9 protein-coding genes are annotated in these 20,731 nt (G+C 63.0%); 8 read left to right on the top strand and 1 reads right to left on the bottom strand.

The genetic code is table 11. From position 1 onward, the window contains the following. Positions 1-78 precede the first annotated feature (78 nt). The 7 genes from CHB99_RS27990 (at position 79) to CHB99_RS27960 (ending at position 12,873) form a co-directional block, all read left to right on the top strand. A complete protein-coding gene (locus CHB99_RS27990; protein WP_042127270.1) occupies positions 79-7,098 on the top strand; it encodes an RHS repeat-associated core domain-containing protein in 7,020 nt (2,339 codons plus the stop codon). Between the two features lie 136 nt (positions 7,099-7,234). Further along, positions 7,235-7,942 (top strand): PspA/IM30 family protein, encoded by a 708-nt coding sequence (locus CHB99_RS27985; RefSeq protein ID WP_042127268.1) that lies wholly within the window; start codon positions 7,235-7,237, stop codon positions 7,940-7,942. 131 nt (positions 7,943-8,073) lie between these two features. Further along, positions 8,074-8,733 (top strand): DUF2491 family protein, encoded by a 660-nt coding sequence (locus CHB99_RS27980; protein WP_042127266.1) that lies wholly within the window; start codon positions 8,074-8,076, stop codon positions 8,731-8,733. 12 nt (positions 8,734-8,745) lie between these two features. Continuing rightward, entirely contained in the window at positions 8,746-9,171 is a 426-nt protein-coding gene (locus CHB99_RS27975; RefSeq protein ID WP_042127264.1) for a DUF350 domain-containing protein, read from the top strand. Positions 9,172-9,185: 14 nt separating this feature from the next. Continuing rightward, on the top strand, positions 9,186-9,977 hold the full coding sequence (locus CHB99_RS27970) for a DUF1190 domain-containing protein (RefSeq protein ID WP_042127262.1): 792 nt from the start codon (positions 9,186-9,188) through the stop codon (positions 9,975-9,977). A 12-nt stretch (positions 9,978-9,989) separates the two neighbouring features. After that, positions 9,990-11,144 carry a glutathionylspermidine synthase family protein gene (locus tag CHB99_RS27965; RefSeq protein ID WP_042127260.1) on the top strand — a complete coding sequence of 385 codons (1,155 nt, stop codon included), beginning with the start codon at positions 9,990-9,992 and terminating at the stop codon, positions 11,142-11,144. 628 nt (positions 11,145-11,772) lie between these two features. After that, entirely contained in the window at positions 11,773-12,873 is a 1,101-nt protein-coding gene (locus CHB99_RS27960) for a metal-dependent hydrolase (protein WP_042129651.1), read from the top strand. A gap of 274 nt (positions 12,874-13,147) precedes the next feature. Here the strand turns inward: CHB99_RS27960 and CHB99_RS30275 are convergent, their stop codons facing one another. Beyond that, positions 13,148-13,906 (bottom strand): hypothetical protein, encoded by a 759-nt coding sequence (locus CHB99_RS30275; RefSeq protein WP_245655664.1) that lies wholly within the window; start codon positions 13,904-13,906, stop codon positions 13,148-13,150. A gap of 6 nt (positions 13,907-13,912) precedes the next feature. Between CHB99_RS30275 and CHB99_RS27955 the strand changes: the two genes are divergently transcribed. After that, a complete protein-coding gene (locus CHB99_RS27955) occupies positions 13,913-20,569 on the top strand; it encodes an RHS repeat-associated core domain-containing protein (RefSeq protein WP_245655665.1) in 6,657 nt (2,218 codons plus the stop codon). Positions 20,570-20,731: the final 162 nt, after the last annotated feature.

Below are 20,731 nucleotides of genomic sequence, written 5' to 3'. Positions count from 1 at the left end.
CTGATTAACGTTTCCCCCATCCGCTTTTCCAACCCTGTGGTGTCCACGCCGATCCGGCGCCGCCGAAGGAGCCTGTGCATGAAGCGCAACTGGAAGGAACTGGGTGAAATCTGGTCGGGGCGTGCGTTGCAGCAAGGCGAGCAGGTCACCGTGAACGTGTTCGACAAGGCGCTGGGGACGTTGCTCGAGCAGTTCACCTTTCGCCCCAAGCGTGAGGAGCATCGGCCGCAGATGATCTGGGTCGCGGACCTGTGCCGTCATCTCAACCATCACTCGACACTGATCCGCGCGGGGGTGGAGGACGAGAGCGGTGAATGGGACGTCCTCGAGAGCGGCTACCGCAACAAGTACTGGAACATCACCTCCCGCGAGCTGGTGGTGATCAGCACCGTGCCGCGTGCCTTCAACTGGAGCACCGAGCGGCGGGTGGCGCTGCATTCCCTCGAAAAGCTGCCCCAGGGCACGAAATTGCGGATGAATGTGCGCACCCGTTCCGGCGAGTTGCTGGAAACCGTGTCCTTCACCGTCTCGGACCCCAAGCGCCTGACCTCGGGTCTGTGGACCAAGGATTTCTCCATCCAGATCAACAACACCAGCCGTTTCGTCAGGGCCGGGCGCAACAATGGCGAAACCGTCGAACCCTACTGGGAACACGACGCCAACTGGATCTGGATCCCGTTCAACGGCGAGTTCCTGTCGGTAACCTGGTCGCGGGACGGTCTCAAGGATGTCGGCAAGATCGAATCCGACCGCGACGCCCAGGACGGCGAGCGCATTTCCTTCTTCGTCTTCGACGATGTCGCCGACAAGCTGCTGGACCGCATCACCCTGGTGGCCAGCGCGAGCAAGAAGCGCCTGGGCAAGGCGCAATGGCCGGCGGACCTGGCCAGGCAGATCAACGCGTCGTCCGGGCATGCCGGGGCAGGGGTGCGCTCGGGCACTGCCTTCACGCCCAAGGACAGCGTCAACGAGAACGTCATCAGCCAGCGCTACGCCGAGTTGCGCACCTTCACCACGGCGTTGCACCTGGACAACTGGGAGGAGGCGCGCACGCTCAGTGCGTCCTACGACATGCAGGCCGGGTGGCGCTCGATAATCACGGTAACGACCGAGAACCAGGGCAATTTCTGCGAGGTACTGACCTTTACCCCCGACCCGGCGCGGCTCAAGGCCGCGCAGTGGGCCAAGGACGCGGCGGCGTACATCAACCAGCACAGCCTCTATCTCAAGGCCGGGGTCAAGACCACCACGAGCAAGACCTTCGTTCCCACGGAGAGTGCCGACAGCAACCTGATCTGGCTGCCCAGGGACGCGAAGCTGAGCGTGCGGATGGGGGTGGGCAAGCTGACGGAGCTCGGCTACATCTCGTCGCAACGGGAGCTGAGGGCGAACGAGGGCTGCAAGGTGTTCGTGCTGGATGACGGCAGCGAGGAGATCCTGCGGGAGATCAACTTCACGCCGACGAACAAGCGCACAGGCACGTCGCTGGCGCCCAAGGACCTGGCCAGCCGCGTCAACGGCCAGACCCAGCTGATCGTGGCGGGGGAGCAGAAAGACTCGGAAAAGCCGACCCCTGTCGCCAGCGGCTACCTGAACACGATCTGGGGCTGCGCCAACGAAATACGCGCCTTCCACACGTTCCCCAGCCTGAAGAACTGGGACAAGGGCCCGCAGCTCGGCAAGCTCGACCTGAAGATCAACCAGCAGGTGATCGTGCGGGTGAAGGGCAGCAAGACCGGGCGGATCTTCGAAAGCGTCGCATTCTGGCCGACGGCGGGACGCTACGGCCTGCAGGCCTGGACGCAGGACATGTCGAAGGAGATCAACGCGCGCTGCAGGTTTGTCCGGGCTGGCGAGGAAAAGCCGGAGCTGTTCATCATGGAGCCGGCGTTCAGCATGGGCGCAAACTACCTGTGGACGCCGAAGGGGTCGGGTCTGCAAGTCGAGGTGGAGATCATCCCGGGTATCGCACCGGTGCTGCCCGGCATGAGCAGCGAAGCGAAGCAGTTGTTCGACCACTACGCCGAATCCAGTCGGCGGATTTTCGTCGATCCTCGTTCGGGGTTGCCGAGGTTGCAGATTCCGCTTGCCGACCTTTACGCCGATGACAGCTTGAGCGATCCGCTGAAGGTCAGCCTGGCGTACAACGCCGGGGAGGGAGTTCATCTGCAGTTCGGCAAGGCCTGTCTGTCCGCCGAGCTGCCGCAGGCCTGGGCGGCCAATGATTTCATCCTGACCTTGCGCGATGGCCGGCGCGTGCGGGTCAGCAACACCCAGGAGGATTTCAACGGCGGGGACTTCAAGATCAGCCCGATCCATACCAGCACCCTGGTCGGTATCCAGTGCACCGGTGTTTCCGTGACCTACAAGGACGGAACCCGGGACGCGTTCGCGTTTGCGTCGTTCAACAAGACCAGCATGACCCTGCTTCTGTGCGAGTACACCCTGGCCTCTGGACGGTCCTTGAAGTTCGTCTACGAGGCAGGAGGACTCAAGGTGCTAAAGGGCGAGACGGTCCTGCTGGAAGCCAAGCGGATCCGAATGAAGAGCAAGGTGATCGAGATGCTGGGCTCGGTCGTCGTGTTTCCCGGGAGCAAGACGGAAAAGAGGACGTTCACCCTTAGGGAAAAGTCTGAGAAAGAACCCGATATCCTGATCGAGGAAGACGGTTTGGCGAGCGCTGGCAAGACCTGCTACACCGTCAGCCAGGACAAGGCTGGCAGGCTCACCGGCATCAGGGTCGAGCCGCAGCATGACTTCACCGTGGACAAGAAAACCGAAACCGACAAGACCCTCTGCAAGGAAACCCTGGAATACACGGGCGACGGCCGGGTCAAGCGCCACGATATCTGCCCGGGCGAGCAGATGGACGACCTGGTCCATGAGTACACCTACACCGCCGAGGTGACGCGGGTGATCGCCTATTTCCGCATGGCCGCGCCAAGAACGGCGATCGAGCGCAACTACCGCTTCCAGAACCAGCACTCCAGCCTCGAAGACTACGGCAGCGACGAGGTGCAGATCTGTCGCAAGCACCATCACCGGCTGGACGAGAAGAACAAGTGCATGCTGTCGGTCACCCAGGTGTGGGAAGGCGATGTGCTGGTCGACGACCAGGAAATGCGCATCGATGCCATCGGCAACCCGATCAGCCGTCGGGACAACGACCAGACCACCCGTTACACCTATTACAACAACTACCAGCAGTTCGAGGTCCGCCAAACCGAGGAGAAGGTGCAGGACTGGAGCCTGTTCGGCTGGCTGTTCAAGGCGCTCGACTTCATCAATCCGATCGGCCTGGCGTTCGTCATCGGCGGTTCCGGCGGGATGACCTGGGGCACCTACATCAAGACCACGGTCGCGATGAAACCGGCGAAGAACGACTACGCCAAGGACGCGTTCAACCTGCCGGTGGCCATCGACCATTGTGGCAGTGACGCGACCTTCGCCGGGGAGGTGGAGTCCGAACTGCTGACGCAGAAGGTCGATGGCGTGGAGCAGGCCCAGCGCCTGACGTACTTTGCCTATGACCAGGTCGACGGGCGTACCCGGGTGAAGAAGAAGCTGACGGTGCTGCAGCCCGATGCCATTGAAGTCGATGTCGAGGCGGCCCAGTTGAAAGCGGCTACCGCGGCCGCCGCCGAGTTCATCAAGAGCCTCGACGGACAGATCGCCGCCACCAGTGGCAACGACAAGAAAGGGTACGAGACGCTCAAGGCCGAGCTGAAAAAGAGCCTGGTGGCCCAGAGCAAGGAAAACAAGCTTGGCTACAAGCTCAAGACATGGAAAGGCGCATCCATGTCCCTGGACACCTTCGACTACCACACCGACGCGCAGCAGCCGGGGTTCGGCACGGTCAAGTCGATCGAGACGGTGCTGCTCACGGACAAAGGCGCCAGGGTGGAGTCTTCGCTGCGCACCACGACGTTCGACTACACGGTCGATGGCGACCTGCTGACGATCAAGACCACCCTCGCGCGCGCGGGCGAGACCAGCATCGTCTCCAGCCAGACGCGCTCGCGGCTGACCGGCAGGCTGCACGGCAGCGTCGACAGCGAGGGCGTCGAGACTGCCTTCACCTACGACCCCCAGGGCAACCTGACGAGCGAGACGGCCAGCAAGGACGGCAAGACCCGGCACAGCATTACCTGCTCGCTGCAGCGCAAGCTGGTTGCCCGCTGCGACCTGGTCGAGGGCGGCACCACCACCCGGCTGGAAAGGGACTCCCTGGGCCGCCGCACCTCGCTGTCGCTCAAACCGGCGGGTGCGAGCAGCTTCCTCGAGACCCGACGCTGGGAGTACGACAGGCTGGGTCGGGTCAGCAAGAGCACCGAGAGCGATTATGGCAAGGGCAACCGCAAGGTCTCGCAACGCGAGGTCAAGCGCACTTACGCGCCGCTCACGGGCGCGATCTCGATCAGCAACGTCCTCAAGGACGGCAATGGCAAGGAACTGGCGAACGTATCCCAGACGCAGCAGCCATGCGTGAAAGGCGAACGCTTCGTGCAAGGGCGCTTCAGTGTGGAGCGGCAGTTCAACAGCGCCAGGAAGGTGTTCGTCGAGCACTATGCATCGAGCGACGGCGGCGCCTGCAAGATCGAACGCAGCCTGTCCGCCGAGGGGCTGCTGAAGTCGATCCGCTATCTGAAGATCGACAAGTCCGGCAAGGAAACCGAGCACGACGCGATCGTCTTCGAATACGACAAGCACGCCCGGATGACCAAGGTCTCGCCCAAGGAAGGCGCGGCATCGTCCTTCACCTACGACGCCGCCGGACGCCTGCTGAGCACCACCCGCGACGGCACGGAGCTGGGTAATCGCTATCCCGACAGCAGCCTGGCGGCGGTGGCGGCGGAGGGTTATGTCAAGCGTGCGGGCAAGGAGCATGCCCTGGGCAGCCAGACGGTCGACCTGCTCGGCCGCGTGTCCAGCCAGACCGTCCGCCAGTTGCTGACGGAATTCAGCTACGCCGGGGTCAGCACTGCGGCGCAGCCCAAGGCGCCGGGCGCTGCGCCCGCGGCGCTGGATGGCTATGCCAGCAGCACGGAGGAGAGCACCCGCACCCACAGCCAGACGGCGACCGAAACCTCGACACTGCTGTTCAGCACCAGCGGGCGCGTGCTGTCGTTCAACGACCTCACGGGCGCAACCACCGGCTACGAATATGATTTCTTCGACCGGGTGACCCGCTCGGTCAACGAGCACTGCGAGTCGGTTTTCACCTATGCCGACAATGGCCTGCTGGTCAGCGAGACCGTCAAGGCACTGAAGGCCGGCAACCTGACGATGACGGTGAGCTACCACTACGATGAACTTGGCCAGGAAGTCCGCCGCACCTTCACCTGCGCCGGCATGGACAAGCTGGACTTGGAGCGTACCCTGCTGGCGGACGGGCGCCTGCGCAAGAGCACGTTGAAGTCGACGAAACAGGTGAAGGACAAGACGACGCAGACCGAAGTGCATTCGGACAGCTATACCTACGACAGCAGCCTGCGGTTGAGCCAGTGGGAGCCCTCGGACACCCTGGCGCTGTCGTACAGCTACGACGCCCTGGGCAACATCGAACTGCAGGAGCAGGCGGGTTCGCTGGATCGCCACCGGTTCTACTACATGACCACCGCGGCCGATAGCTTGCTGCGCACCCAGAAGTTCCGTTCCGCGCGGGAGATTCCGGTGGGGCTTGCCGGTCCGCCCATCAGCCACGACAGTGCCGGCAGGCTGACCCTCGATGGCGACCGGCAGATCAGCTATCACGATAATGGTCAGGTGAACACTTATTCCCTGGACGCAGGCGCTAGCCAGTACACCTTCAGCTACGACAGCGAGGGACGGGTGCGCGGCGGCACCCGCGGTACCCGGACGGAGACCTTTCACTACCGCGGCGACCGGGTCTATGCGGTGGTTCGCGGCGATTCGGCCAAGGGCGGCGTTGCCAAGCGTACCCTGGTGCTGCGCAACGAAAGTCGTGGGTGCCTGATGCAGGACGCCAATGCCGACGGCAAGGAAAGCCGCTCGTTCGAGCTGCGCGATGCCAACGGCACGGTGTTCGCCAGCCTCGACCTGGCGACGAAAGCCATCACCTGGTTCCGCTACGAGCCTTATGGCAAGCGCTACTCCGGCAGCAAGAGCGACAACTGGCTGGGCTTCAAGGGCGAGGCGCTGAACCTGCTGGACCTTCATTACCTGGGCAATGGCTATCGCCTGTACGACCCGGAGTGGGGACGTTTTCTCAGCCCCGACAGCTGGAGTCCTTTCGGTGCCGGTGGCGCGGCAGCCTACGCCTATGGCGATGGCGACCCGGTCAACAAGCATGATCCCAGCGGGCATCAGGTCGTCGCTCAGTACGAGCGCTGGGGCACGATGCCATTTATCCAGACCACGGCGTTTCGCGTGGCGGTCGGTGCCATGGGCGTGCTCCTGGCGCCCTTCACCGCGGGTATGTCGGCGCTCGCGGCCATCGCTACCACGGCCCTGGCGGCGGTTTCCTTCGTCCTGGATGTCACCTCGCTCCTCCTGGCGGAAAGCGATCCCGCGCTGTCCAGAACCCTGGAAGCCTGGGGGCAAGTATTCGCCATCTGCAGTGCGGCCGCCGGGGCTGCAATGACGGTCAACGGCTGGAAAGGCATGCCGAGGAAATGGCTCAGCCAACGTGGCGGTGGAGCGACGCCCCGCTCACGGCTCTACGAGGTACGCGCGCCCAAGGACCTGCAAAGGGTGCTCCAGGCTCGTGAAGCCTACCTGTCGAAGCTGGCGACCGGTTATGCGGACGCCAGGGCGGCGGGAGGGAATGCCGTGCGTGCCTTCGAGGAAGCGACCTTCATGCCGGCCGGGGCCCTCGGCACCGAGCAGGGCGTCAATGCCCTGAGCACCTATGGCGCGGGCCGCCTGCAACGTGCGGGTCAAACCACGCGCAACCTGTTCGTCGGCCTGGCCCGGCAGTTCGATGAGTCGCTGCTCGATGCCTGGGGCAAGACCCTGGACATGTACTCCGGGCCCAACACCCTGGTGCAGTCGTTCGTGCCGCGTCCACCGGAGGCGACCACGCTGGTCTCGATCGTCGCGGGGCCCCTTGGCGGGCGCGAGCGGTTCCCTGCGTAGCAGCTTGCAAGAGGCTCTGGTCTGCACCACACAAAGGCATTGCGTGGCAAAACGATCCTCTGTACCGTCCGCAACCTTGCGCATGCTGCATGTGCGTTGTCTTGCCCTACTGATGCTTGAGAACAGGAACTCCCCCATGAGCCTATGGAAGAAACTGGTGACCGCCGTGCGCGGCGGCGCCTCCGAGGTTGGCGAGGCGATCGTCGATGCCAATGCCATCCGCATCCTCGAACAGGAGCAGCGCGATGCTGACGCCGCCCTGGTCAAGGCCCGCAACGGCCTGATCGAGATCAAGGCCAAGCACAAGCTGGCGCAGCAGCGGGTCGATGGCCTGCAAAGCGACATCGCCAGTTGGGAAGGCAAGGCCCTGGCGGCCTTGAACGCCGAACAGGAAGGCCTGGCCACCGAATGCGCCGGCCGTGTTGCCGAGCTGGAAACCCAGATCGCCCAGGAGCGCGAGATGGCCGCGCAGTTCGACAGGCAGGTCGGGTTGTTGCAGGCGCAGATCACTGAGGCGGAAAGTCGTCTGAAGGGCCTGCGCCAGCAGACCGAGATGGCCAAGGCGCGGGAAACCGTGCAGCAGGCCCGGGTCGCCACCGCCAGCGCCACCGGTGGCGCCAATGGCAAGGTGGAGACTGCGCTGGACTCCCTGGCGCGGATCAAGCAGCGCCAGGACGAGCGTGACGCCAAGCTGGACGCGGCGCGGGAGCTGGCCGAAGTGAGCAGCGGCGACGATCTGGAGAAGCGCCTGCAAGCGGCCGGGATCGGCGCGCAGCAGACCGGCGCCAATGATGTGCTGGCGCGCTTGCGGGCCAAGCAACAGGACAGCAAAGCGGCCCTCTGAGGCGTTTTTGGGGACCGCTTTGCGGTCCTTCGCGGGCAAGCCACGCTCCTACAGAGTCGCGCGTCGCCCTGTAGGAGCTGGCTTGCCTGCGAAGGCCTGCACAGCAGGCCCGGCAATCCCAAGGATTAGTAATGAGCTGGATCAAACGCATGCTCGGCTTGCAGGCCCCCCTGCCGACCGCGCCCGTCACCACCACCGCCCCGCAGGCCCCCCTGGGCCTGGCCCCCGAACGCATGCTGTGCCTGGACAAGCACCTGTCACTGCTCCTCGCCGACGCCTCGACCCTGGTTCTCCCGGGCGACGAGAAGGTCTGGGCCACCGGCACCCTCGACCTCGGCCAGGGCACGCGCCTGGAGCGCTTCTACCTGGACGACGAGGACTATTTCCTGCAGGTGGTGATGCACGGCAACGGCGCCGAGGACATCGAAGACATCATCCTGTTCGGCTACCACCAGGTCACCCCGATCAACAGCCGTGACGAACTGCTGCGCCTGACCGGCCCGCAGTCGCTCATCGGCCTGCCGACCTTCGCCCTGGACGGCATCGAGTACCAGCGCCAGTGGGGCTCGGAAGACGGCCAGACCGAGCTGGTGCCCATGCAAGAGCAGGTGAGCAACCCGGAAGCCCGCTACCGGGTAAGCCACCACAGCATGCTCTATGCCCGCGACATCGACCTGGTCAACCGCCGGGAATTCCTGCTGTTCTCCGTCGAGGAAGACGAGGAGGGCAACGTCGCGCTGTCCACCGCCGTCGGCATCACCCTGCAACTCACCGATATCACCGTTATCTGACAAGGAAGCACCATGCTCGAAGCACTCCGACTGTCGCTCGATGCGACCGCCGTATTCGGATTCGTCCTCTACATCGTCGTCGCCCTGGCACTGTTCGCCCTGTTCCAGTTCCTCTACACCCTGATCACCCCGCACAAGGAGTTCGACCAGATCCGCCAGAACAACCCGGCGGCGGCCATCGCCCTGGGCGGTTCGCTGATCGGTTTCGCCCTGCCGGCGAGCAATGTCATCGCCTACAGCATCAGCGTGGTCGATGTGGTGGTCTGGGCGCTGATCGCCGCCGTCGTGCAACTGCTGGCCTTCGTCGGTACCAGCCTGGTGCTCAAGGGCCTGGCCAAACGCATCGTCGAGGGCGAGCTGGCCGCGGCCATCTATGCTGCCGCCGTCGCCATCAGCGTCGGCTTCCTCAACTCGGCCTGCATGACCCCGTCGGCCTGAGCCAGGAGAAGCCCATGAGACGCCCTAGTTCCACCAAGCTGCTGCTGGTCGGCGCACTGCCCCTGGCCATCAGCGGTTGCAGCGACCCCGAGCAGACCGTCACCTGGTCGGTGAAGGACAACTTCAAGAACGTCCAGGCCTGTGTCGACGCCAAGTTCCCCGTGGACGTGTGTTCCGACGCCTATATCCAGGCCATGGTCGACCACCGCAAGGTCGCCCCGGTCTACGCCGACCGCGCCGCCTGCGACGCCGACTTCGTCGAGGGTTATTGCCAGCCCACCTCGGACGGCCAGTTCATGCCGCAGATGGCCGGGTTCGAGCTGGCCATGTCCGGCGAGATGCCGAAGGAGCAGGCCGAGCAGATCCAGCAGCAGGCCGCGCAACAGGGCGCTTCGTCCAGTGGCATCGGCGGCACCGTTGCCGCGGCGGGTGCTGGCGCCTTGGCCGGCATGCTGATCGGCAATGCCATGAGCAACCGCAGCGCACCGCGCTACCAGTCGCAACCGGTCTACCAGAACCGTGATTCCCGCGGCAGTTACCAGACCTCGACCCTGTCGCGGCAGATCGAGCAGGGCAAGACCTTCAGCCGCTCGACCCAGCCGCAGCGCTACAAGCAGGACGACAAGCAAGGCAGCTCGTCCGGTTACTACGGCGGCTCCGGCTCGTCGCGCTCCACCAGCAGCACGTCCGCATTCCGTTCCAGCTCGGGTTCCAGCGTCAGTTCCAGCATTTCCCGCGGCGGCTTCGGCCAGCAGGCCAGCGCACGCAGCGGCTGGGGTGGCAAGAGTTCCGGCTTCGGCGGCTGAGGGCAGGGCACGATGAAGAAGATCAGCATCAATGAACGGCCGGACTGGCAGGGCATCGTCGAAAGCGAAGGCTTCGATTTCCATACCATCGACGGCGAGCGCTACTGGGACGAGCGTGGCTATTACCAGTTCAGCGAGCGGCAGATCAGCGACGACCTCGAAGCACCGACCCAGGACGTCCATGCCATGTGCCTGGACGCGGTGGAGCGGGTGGTGGCGTCGGAGGAACTGCTGACGCGTCTGGCGATTCCGCCGGCGTTCTTCGATCTGGTCCGCGACTCGTGGCGGGAAGGGCATCCGCACCTCTACGGTCGTTTCGACTTCATCTACGACGGCAACGGCCCGGCCAAGTGCATCGAAGCCAACTACGACACGCCCACCAGCCTGCTGGAAGCCGGCTCGGTGCAACTGCTGTGGCTGGAGCACCAGGTCGCCGCCGGCGTATTGCCGGCAGCGGCGACCCAGTTCAATACCATCGCCGAAGACCTGGTTCGGGCATTCGACGCCTTTCCCAATGACGCACCGTTCCACTTCTCGGCCATGTCCGGCTCGCGGGAGGACCGTGGTACCACGGATTTCCTCCGGCGCATGGCGGCCCACAGCGGGATCGACGCGCGGCATATCGATATCGAGGACATCGGCCTGCGCGACGGGCAATTCGTCGACCTCGATGGCCAGTGGATCCAGCGCCTGTTCAAGCTGCATGCCTGGGAGCACATCTTCCACGAGCCGTTCGGCAAGGCGGTGCCGGGTTGCGATACCCAGTTCGTCGAGCCGGCGTGGAAGTCGATCATCAGCAACAAGGGCATCCTCGCCTTGCTCTGGGAGTTCAACCAGGGTCATCCGAACCTGTTGCCCGCGTTCGTCGACCGCGAGCCGCAACGGCCGGTGCCGGCGGGTTGGGTGCGCAAGCCGTATTTCTCCCGCGAGGGGGCGAACATCGAATTGCGCACACCACAGGGCGAGTTCGTTGCCGAGGACGGGCCCTATACCGACGCGCCCTACATCCTCCAGGAATTCGTGCCGTTGCCGCGTTTTGACGACAGCTACACCCTGGTCGGTTCCTGGGTGATCGGCGACGTGGCCGCGGGCATCGGCATCCGCGAGGACGACAGCCTGATCACCAAGGACACCAGCCGGTTCCTGCCGCATGTGGTGCTTGACTGATGTCTTCATCGCTGTGGTTCGGGGTGCCTTGCGGGGGAACCGCATCAAGGCCGCCAGGTGCCTGTCTTGAGTCTTGCAGCGCTCTGAAGATCGAGCGCCGCCCGCGCGGCGCTTCGCTGTGCATGACGATGTTTCTCTAGCGCTCTTGAGATCGAGCGCCGTCCGCACGGCGCTTCGCGACGGTTCGGCGCCCCGACAAGCTCGCTCCCACAGTTTGTTGCAACGAACCTATGTCTGATAGACCGCCATTGACCGCTTTGTGTGTTCGACTCGATACCGAGTCGAACCCAACAGCCTCCCCGCGATACATCGCCGAAAAAACAAAGGCTGACAACTCAAATCCAACAGGCCATGGCACGTTGCAACCGATGTGGGAGCGGGCATTGCCCGCGATGCGCCGTGCGGACGGCGCTCGATCTCAAGGGCGCTAGAAGAGCATCGTCATGCACAGCGATGCGCCGCGCGGGCGGCGCTCGATCTTCAGAGCGCTGCAAGCCTCAAGACAGGCACCTGGCGGCCTTGATGCGGCACCCCGACAAGCCTTCAAAGATGTGTAGATACGAAAGCTGTCGGTCCGCCAGCCATTGAGCTAGCATCCCCCTCTTTGCCACTCACGAGGGGAATGCCATTGGATTCATTGACCCAGGCCGTCCTGGGCGGCGCCATCCAGGGCGCCGTGCTCGGCAAGGTGCAAGGACGTCGTTCACTGGCATACGGGGCCATGCTGGCGACGCTGCCCGACCTCGACGTGGCGATCCGCTACACCGACCCTGTGTCGTCGATGACCTACCACCGCGGCTTTTCCCACTCCCTGTTCGTCCTCACCGGCCTGGCCCTGCTGCTGACCTGGCTGACCCTGCTGGTGGTCAGGCGCCGCCGTCCCGATGCGGGTTACAGCGGGCCGCGACTGTTCCTCGGTTACTGGCTGGTGCTGATCACCCATCCCTTGCTCGATGCCTTCACCGTCTACGGCACGCAACTGTTCTGGCCGTTCCAGCCCACGCCGCAAAGCTGGGCGGCGGTGTTCATCATCGATCCGCTGTACACCGTGCCGCTGCTGCTCGGGGTGATCTACGCCGCAGTCAGGGGCCTGGGCGACCGTACCCGCGCACTGCTCGCCGGGCTGCTGCTGTTCAGTTGCGCCTACCTCGGCTTCGGCCTGCTGTCGAAGAACATCGCCGAGCAGCGTTTCCACGCCGAGATGAATGCCCGGCAGATCCAGGTCAGCCAGTTGCGCGCAGTGCCCATGCCGTTCAATACGCTGCTCTGGCGGGTGATCGCGAAAACCCCGGAGGGTGACTACATCGAAGGGGTCAGTGGCCTGTTCGACGACCAGCCCCCGGAATGGCAGCGCCAGCCGTTGAACCTGGAGGCGGCGAACCTGCTCGATGGCGTGCCGCTGCACGAGAGGCTGCGCTGGTTCACCGGCGACTGGCTGCGTTACGACGTGGTCGGCGATGCGCTGGTGGTGAGTGACCTGCGCATGGGCATTCCCGGCAACTACACCTTCCGCTTCCGCATGGCCCGCTGTGACGGGCAGGGACGTTGGCAGACGCAAACCCCCAGCGCATGGCCGGGGGCAGGCGTGGGTTCGATGCGCGATGCCGAGGCGCTCAAGCTGATCTTCACCCGCATCGTCCGGCAGCAGCCGCCGCTGCCACTGGCCGAGTGGACCCGGCAGTACCTGGCGGGCCCGGAGGCGCTGGCCAGGTGCGCCTTTGCCGGGTGACCGGCTGGCCCCGAGTGACGTAGCACCACCCGGCGGAACTGGCATTTTTGTCAGTTGCGTGCAATTGCGCGGAGTTCTTCAATCCCCTTGTGCGCCTCGCACGACACGGAAAGAGGGCTTCAATGATGGATTGCCAGTTGTCCCGACCTGCAGGCGAAGATCAATGCGGTACCGCGGGCTGTGAAGGCCGTGGACGCTGACGGCGTACTCGTCTGGGAGAATGGCAAGGTTGTGGTGACCAACCAGGCCGCGATCGATACGGCGACGGATACCGTCAAAAAGGCCTGCGATGCGTGCGGGAGCCGGTGCGTGCGCTGAAGGTGCCGGCGCCAGGGCACCATTCGGCGGAACTGATATTTCTGTCAGTTGCGACCACAGGCCAGTGCTCACGTAATGGGTCATCACGACCCACCGCGCGGAGCAGCACATGGACTATCCAACCTGGGAAAGCAACGGCGCCATCGATTCGGACCGCAGTGCCCTGACCTCCACGCGCCTGCAGGCGGTGGTGGTCGACAAGATGACCGGCGAATTGCTGGAAAGCACGGTGTTCACGCCGAAGAAGGCGCGCCTCGGTCAGCACCAGTGGCCCAAGGATTTCGCGGACCATATCAACCGGCACCTGAAGCTGGCGTGCGCGGGTGAGTTCGGCACGGATGGCCTGGTCACCCTCGAAAGCACGTACCGCAACGAGTTGTGGGCGGCACCGGGGGTACGGGTGTTCGCCACGCACCTGCGGACCGCGTACTGGGAAGCCATTGGCTGGTTGACCGGCACCCATGACCTGGAAGCCGACCATATCCTGATCACCGAGGTCCGTTCGAAGCACACCGACACGCTCTACGAAACCCTTGTCTACCAGCCTGGCCCGATCGCGGGGGAGGGCTGGCCCAGCGAGCTGGCGAAGTTCATCAACAAGCACAGCCTGTTCGTCGCCGCCGGCAAGGAGATCAGCGCCGAGGCGGCTGCCGCCATCAGCAGTGGCAGCGTGCTGTACGCGCCGCTGCCCTCGCGCAACAAGAACCAGGTGCATGCGCCGGTGGGCTCCGACCTGACCTTCAGGGTGCTCACCGAACGCTGGAAGGACGTCGGCCAGATCCGCTCCGACCGCGGCTGCCTGGCGGGGCGGCAACTGACGGCGGTGGTGATCGACAACAGCACCGAGGAAATCCTCGAACGCACCAGCTTCACCCCGCCGGCGGCCAACCGCGGGTTTTCCAGCTGGCCCAAGCTGTTCGCCGATCACATCAACAAGGAACTGAAGCTGGCCCGGGCCGGCAAGTTCGATACGACCGATCCGGGCACGACCTGGAGCACCTACAGCAACAGGTTGTGGACCGCGTTGCCGGGGACCCGGGTATTCACCACCGGGCTGCATGCCGATGCCTGGGAAAGCGTCGCGACCATCAACGGCGGCGCCTTGACCCTCACCTCCGTGGTCACCGTCCAGGCGTGCAGCGCCCTGACCGGAAAAGTCCATGAAACGCTCAACTTCACGCCGGGCAGCGAGCGGCTGGACGCCGCCCTGTGGGGCCAGGACCTGGCCCGTTACATCAACGCCAACAGCCTGTTGCTGCGCGCTGGCCGGCCGTGGAAAAAGGGCGAGTATCCGTCCGCGACCCTCGAGGCGGCGGACAACGACACCGATATCTGCTACCCCACCCCAAGCCGCGGGCTGAACCTTGTCTGGGTGCCGAAAGGCTCCGGCCTCGCGGTCAACCTGAGCATTGGCGAGTGGGAGAAGTCCACCCTTGGCATCGATTCGGATCGGGCGGCGATGGAAGGGCGGCCGATCACCGCGGTGGTGATCGACAGCGTCTCGGAAGAGATCCTCGAAACGACCGTGTTCATCCCGCAGAAGGACCGCCGCGGCAGCGTGACATGGCCGAAGGATTGCGCGAACCACATCAACCAGCACTCACGCTGGATGCGCGTTGGCGAGTGTGACGAGAAGGGCTTCAGCGGCAAGGAAAGCACCTGGGACAACTACCTGTGGACCCCACCCGGCATCCGCGGCTTCATCGCCGGCTGCTGGAATGCCGCGTACTGGGAAAACATCGGCAGCCTCAACGGTGGCGCGTTGGGTACGCAGGCGGTGGTCAGTGTCCGGGTGTGCAGCCGGGTCACTGGCAAGGTCTATGAAACCCTCAACTTCAGCCCGGCCAAGGACCGCTTGCGCCCCGACCAGTGGGGGCAGGACCTGGCGCGGCATATCAACCAGCACAGCGTCTTCCTCCGCGCCGGCCGCGAATGGCGTGCCGATGAGCTGGACGCCGCGGCCATGAAGAGCGAGGGCCAGGAACTGTTCTACCCGACCGGCAGCAGCAGCGGCTCCAATATTCTCTGGGCGCCCAAGGGCTCGCTGTTGAGTGTCGAGATCAGCGGCGATTGCCTCCAGGTGCCGGGTGCGGCGCCGGCGATTCCCTATCGGGTGGAAGTCGACAACTTCAGCGGGGTGTATTCGTGCAAGGTGCCGTTGGCGACGGTGGTGGGGAACAATGGGGCGGGGCCGGAGTTCAAACTGGAGTTTGACGTTTCCAGGAGCAGGGCTGAACTGAATGTGAGTTCGATATTTGAAGTTATTGATGTAGAGGGCGGAAAAACCATCGGTCGAACGCTAAGGTTAAGAACCGCGAACGGTATTTATCACAGCATAGAATTGACGGATAGCGATGATGTTTCATTGGTTTTGGGGGATGTTAATTTAAGTTTGAGTCCCGGTCGCTGGGTTCTGGAGTATGCTGGGGGTGGCGTTGAGTATTTTACAGGTGTTCGGCATTTTCAGTACGGCGAAATGGATGATTATCATCGTGAGGGTTTTTACCTTCCCAAGAGGATCGAAAATTGCGCCGGGTTAGGATTGAGTCTTTCCTGGGAAGACTCGAAGTATATGAAATTTCATATCGCTGTGCTGTCAAAAGAGAACGTGCCTATTGTGGCTCCCGTTGTAGCGGTTTTGAAGTCTGTGATTGATGATTGTGGGCAGACTTTAGTAAGGGGTGAGTATACAAAGACTTCATATGGCCTGATCGTTTTCCCTGATCGATCCGATCTTAAGATGAGATGTGATTTGAGTTTTTCAGATTACGATTTTGACAAGAACTTCCTTGAAAATGTTTTCGGTAAGGTTTCTCAGCCTTTCAGTAGCGCCAGGCCGGAAAAAATAACATTCACCTACGCGAACGCCGAAAAGGCGGATTTGAAATTTTCGTTCAATGATTCGGATTTGAAATCGATCACTTCCTCAGCCTCGGACATGCTTGACGAACTGACGAGCGACAAGCTTGGGCGAGTGACGAAACACGTCAGGCGCAATGCCTCAGACACCGTGAGTAGTTGTTCTTACGCATACAATGAGAAAGACAGAAGTACGGTGCTCACCAAGGAAAGCGCTGACATCAAGGCAACCGAGGAGTATCACTACGAAGCCACCGTCAATCGCCTCAAGAAGCACGTGATGAAGAGCGCGGGCTGCGAACTTTCCAAGGAGTACACCTATACCTCGGATACCAAGGCCAAGACCCACAAGGTGGAAATGAAGGTCACCCATGCCAAGGACAAGAAAACGCGAACCGAGACAACAGCCTTGACACTGGATGAACACGGTAATGTGATCAAGCGCGAAGAAGACGGTTTCATCACGGAATGGACCTATTATCGGGGTGATCCTGAAGTCAAGGGAAAGGAGATCTCTTCAAGTCGTGTGGAAAAACAGACCTCCGGCATCGGCCTGGTATTCGGTTGGGCCATCGATTACATAAATCCTGTCGGCTGGTGCAACAGCATCTTCAACGACAAGGGGCTGACCTGGGGCACCGACTATGAACGAGAAAAGTACTTTTCCGCGCGCGCCACGAAGCATGAGAAAAAGGTATTCGGTCTTCCGCTGGAATTGAATTATCCGGGCAACCTGCAGTTCTTCACTCGCGACGTGGAGTCCGAGCGGCTCTACACCATGAGCGGCGACAAGCGCGTCGATCTCAAATGGACCTTCTACAGCTACACGACACTCAAGCATTTCAAAGGCGACGCACGATTGCTGGGTATGGTCGTCGACAAGAAGGTGATCATCCACAACCCGGTTTCCGCCGACAACAAGAAAATCGACAGCCACGCCGGCGGCGAACGGCATAGCTACACCTATCACGCCAATACAAGTGCTGTCGGCTGCTACGGCGAGATCGCCACGAGCGAAATCATCCTGATCGGCAAGGATGGCAAGGACATCGCCGACTCCAAACGCAAGGAAAGCTACAACACGCTGGCCGCCACCACTGATCATTCCACGCACATCCATTACGACGAAGTCACCCAGGAAAGCGTGACGAGCGCGGGACTGACTTCCTGGCTGTTCAAGGACCTCATGACCGGCAACGTACGCCGCGAGATGCATGGCGGCGCGGGCCAGGACAAGTACATGGACTATGACGCCCATGGCCGTCTGAAGACCCTGAAGTTTCTCAAGGAGAGTCACAGCGACGTGCTGCAGACGTACACCCATGGCTACTACCGCCACGGCGATCTGCGCCAGGAGGTGGTGACCTCCGACGCCGGCAACAGCGTGCGCAACGTCCTGGACCTGTCCGGCAGGCTGGTGCAGCACCAGCGCCTGATCAGCGCCGCCACCGGCTGGCGTACCCTGCAAGCCTATCGTTACGACGGCCTGGGCCGGGAAACGGAGTGCATCGAATACGACCATGGCGCCGATGGTCGTTTCCTCAGCCGCTCCGTCACCAGCATCGCGTATGACCATTGGGGGCGGGCCAACCGGGTGAGCACGGACGGCCAGTGCCAGTGCAGCGACTACGACCCGGTCGCCCTGACCCTCACCGAGTGGAGCGAAGGCCTGGACAAGAAGGTGCACGGGGGCAAGACCGTCACCCATTTCAACGCCAATCAAACGCCCGCCTCGGTGCAGATCCAGGATGACAACGGCAAGGAACTCGGCAAGCAGAGCTTCACCTACACCCGCAAGACCGAGATCAGCAAGATCACCAGCACCCGTGGCGATACCGCGTTCGAATACGACGCCTTCGGGCGCACGGTGCTGGTGCAACAGCAGGACGTGAAGTTCCACAGTACCTATCCAGCGCACACGCGGGCGCCGGTCGCAGCCAAAGCCAGCATGCAGTGGAACAAGGACAGCGCCGAGCAGTCGCTGGAGCTGGGCACGCAGACAGTGGACGTGTTCGGCCGCGTCACCGGGCTGCAGCGTGGCGGCTTCAAGCAATCGTACAGCTACAGCGTCGCCGGGCGCCTGGGCCAGCCTGGTGTCATCGCTGGCGATCTGGCCACCCATCGGCCGAAGGAGGAAGCGTTGTTGCTGGACGAGTGCACCTTCGGCGTCTGCGAAAGCTTCACCGGGCAGGTCGCGCAGACCGCGCTCGACACCAGTAGCCACTACTCCTTGCAACGGCGCTTGCTGCGGGTCGTCGATGCATTCGGCCAGCACACGCACTATCACTACACCCGTGAAGGCATCTACCGCGCCCAGGCCAACCACGAGATGAGCAGCCAGGTGAGGCGCGGCAGCAATGGCCGGGTCGAGGAGGAGTGCTCGCGGGTCGCCGGATCGGGGCATGTCGTCCGTACGACCTTTACCTACGATGGCCGGGGCAGGGAGAGCCAGCGCCGCATCGAGGTCAGCGGATTCGAGGAGCTGAGTCTCCAGCGGACCTACGACGAGAACGGGCGGCTGAAACGCGCGCTGACCTGCCAGGGCAGCAAGAACACGGTGATCCGCGACGAGAACTACACCTACAGCACCAGCGGCAGCCTGCTCAGGTACACCTGCGCCGGGTCGCACAAGCCGTTGACCTTCGACTTCGAACAGGAGCAGATCGACTTCGAGCACGATCCGGCCGGAGGCGTGAGCAAGTCCACCCTGAAAGTGACCCGGGAGGCGTATGGCACCCACAACGTGATCAACGCCTGCACATACGGCGGTACGGGCATCAGCGCCGAAACCCTCAGCGAACTGAGCGTCAAGCGCGAGGGGCGAAAGACCGGGCGGGTCATCACCTGCGGCAGCGACACCAGCGGCCGCCTGGAAACGTTGAAATACATGTACGAGGGCAGCACCACGAACGGCGAGTACAAGCTCGCCTACAACGTCAACGGCCGCCTGCACCAGATCCAGGACGTGAAGAACGACTACACCACGGCCTACACCTATGACATGGCCGGCAAGCTGGTGGGGCGCAAGGACAGCCTGCGCACGGTGGACCTGCTGTATCGCAACAACCTGCCCTATGCGCAGATCCGCCACACCCATGCCAGCGACACGGTGCAACGCATGGTCCTGGTGAACCAGAGCGACGCCTGCGAACTGCAGCGCATCGACACCACCCGGGCCGGCAAGGCCGGCGACAGCGCCTATACCCTGGAGATCAAGGATGCCCATGGCAGCATCATCGCCAGCTATGACCTGTCCGGGAACAGCACGCGCTTTCTCAGCTACACCCCTTACGGCGAGCGGCCGACCTCCCACGATGACCTGTCATGGCGTGGCTTCAACGGCGAGGTGCTCGACCCGGAAATGCTCGGCATCTATCACCTGGGCCAGGGCTACCGGGTCTACAGTCCGTGGATGATGCGCTTCATCACGGGCGACAGCGAAAGTCCGTTCGGCGTCGGCGGGGCGAATGCCTACGCCTACTGCTATGGCGATCCGGTCAACTACTGCGATCCCAGCGGTCATCAGGTGATTGGCCGCTACACCCATTCGGAGAGGGCCTATTTCAGTGATCCGCTGGTCGAGGCCATCGTCACGGGTGTGATCGGCCTTGCCTTGGGCGGCGCTGGCGGGCTCGCCGCCTTCGGTGTCATGGGGGCGGTGGTGGCGGGCGGCCTGAGCGCGGCGTCGACCGGGCTGGGCGTCGGTGCGCTCTACGTCGGCAAGAGCAATCCCGACCTGGCGGGGATGATGCAGATGTTCGCCTTTGCCCTCGATTTCGACGGCACCTTTGGCAGCGTGGCGTCCAGGCCGGGGCTCCGCGGCGCGGGCATCAGGCCGCGCTCGAGCCTGGAGCTGCCCGCGAGCGGCAATCTGGCACGGACCAGCAACCGACCTGACGGCGTCAGGTCCTATGTCCTCAAGAGCGATGGCGGAGCGGATCTGTTCGTCCTGCACACCCACCCCAAGAACAAGCACCTGTTGATCGATGCGCACGGCAGTTCGATTCATGGTTTCCACTACGCCAACGGCAATGTTCCGCCGAGAGTCTTCAGTACCGATGTCACCCCGGAAATCGGCTTCTATGCCGACCATGGGTTCACCACGACATTCCCGAAAAACAAGGGCTACCTTGATGTACTCAACGGCAAGGCTGCGCCGAGCAATTTCTACCAGGGCACCTATCCGAACTACATCCTCAGCGAATTGAGCACCGAGTTCGTCGCCAGGGAGCGGGGCTTGAACCTGAAGAACGCGAAGCTGCTGAAGAAGGACCTGTTCGACCTGGTGCAAAAGGGCTGGACGGGAATGGACTACCTGACCCCGCTGTCACCGGTGGCGCTGGATCGGGTATTCGCGATTCTCAAGCGCGAAGGCTTCAGCTATCAGATGGTTTCAGGCCTGCACTGCCGCGGCCGTCTCATGCATGACCGCTGGCATGCAGCGGCACGCAAGGCCATTCGCCAGCGGCTTTACCAACTGGAGCGGGACTATGGCTTGAACCCGATCAAACTCGATTGAGCCTTGCGCAGCCGGGATGCGTGGTCGGCCCTTGGTGGTCAGCGACCTGCGCATGGGCATTACCGGCAACTACACCTTCCGTTTCCGCATGGAAACCCAGTCAAGGCCGCCAGGCACCTGGTGGCCTCGATGCGATTCCCCGTCAGACCCTCAACGTCGTCC

This window comes from Pseudomonas japonica, assembly GCF_900188455.1.
Lineage (GTDB): Bacteria > Pseudomonadota > Gammaproteobacteria > Pseudomonadales > Pseudomonadaceae > Aquipseudomonas > Aquipseudomonas japonica.
Note: the sequence above shows the minus strand (reverse complement) of the source record. Positions and strands in the feature narration are given on the sequence as shown.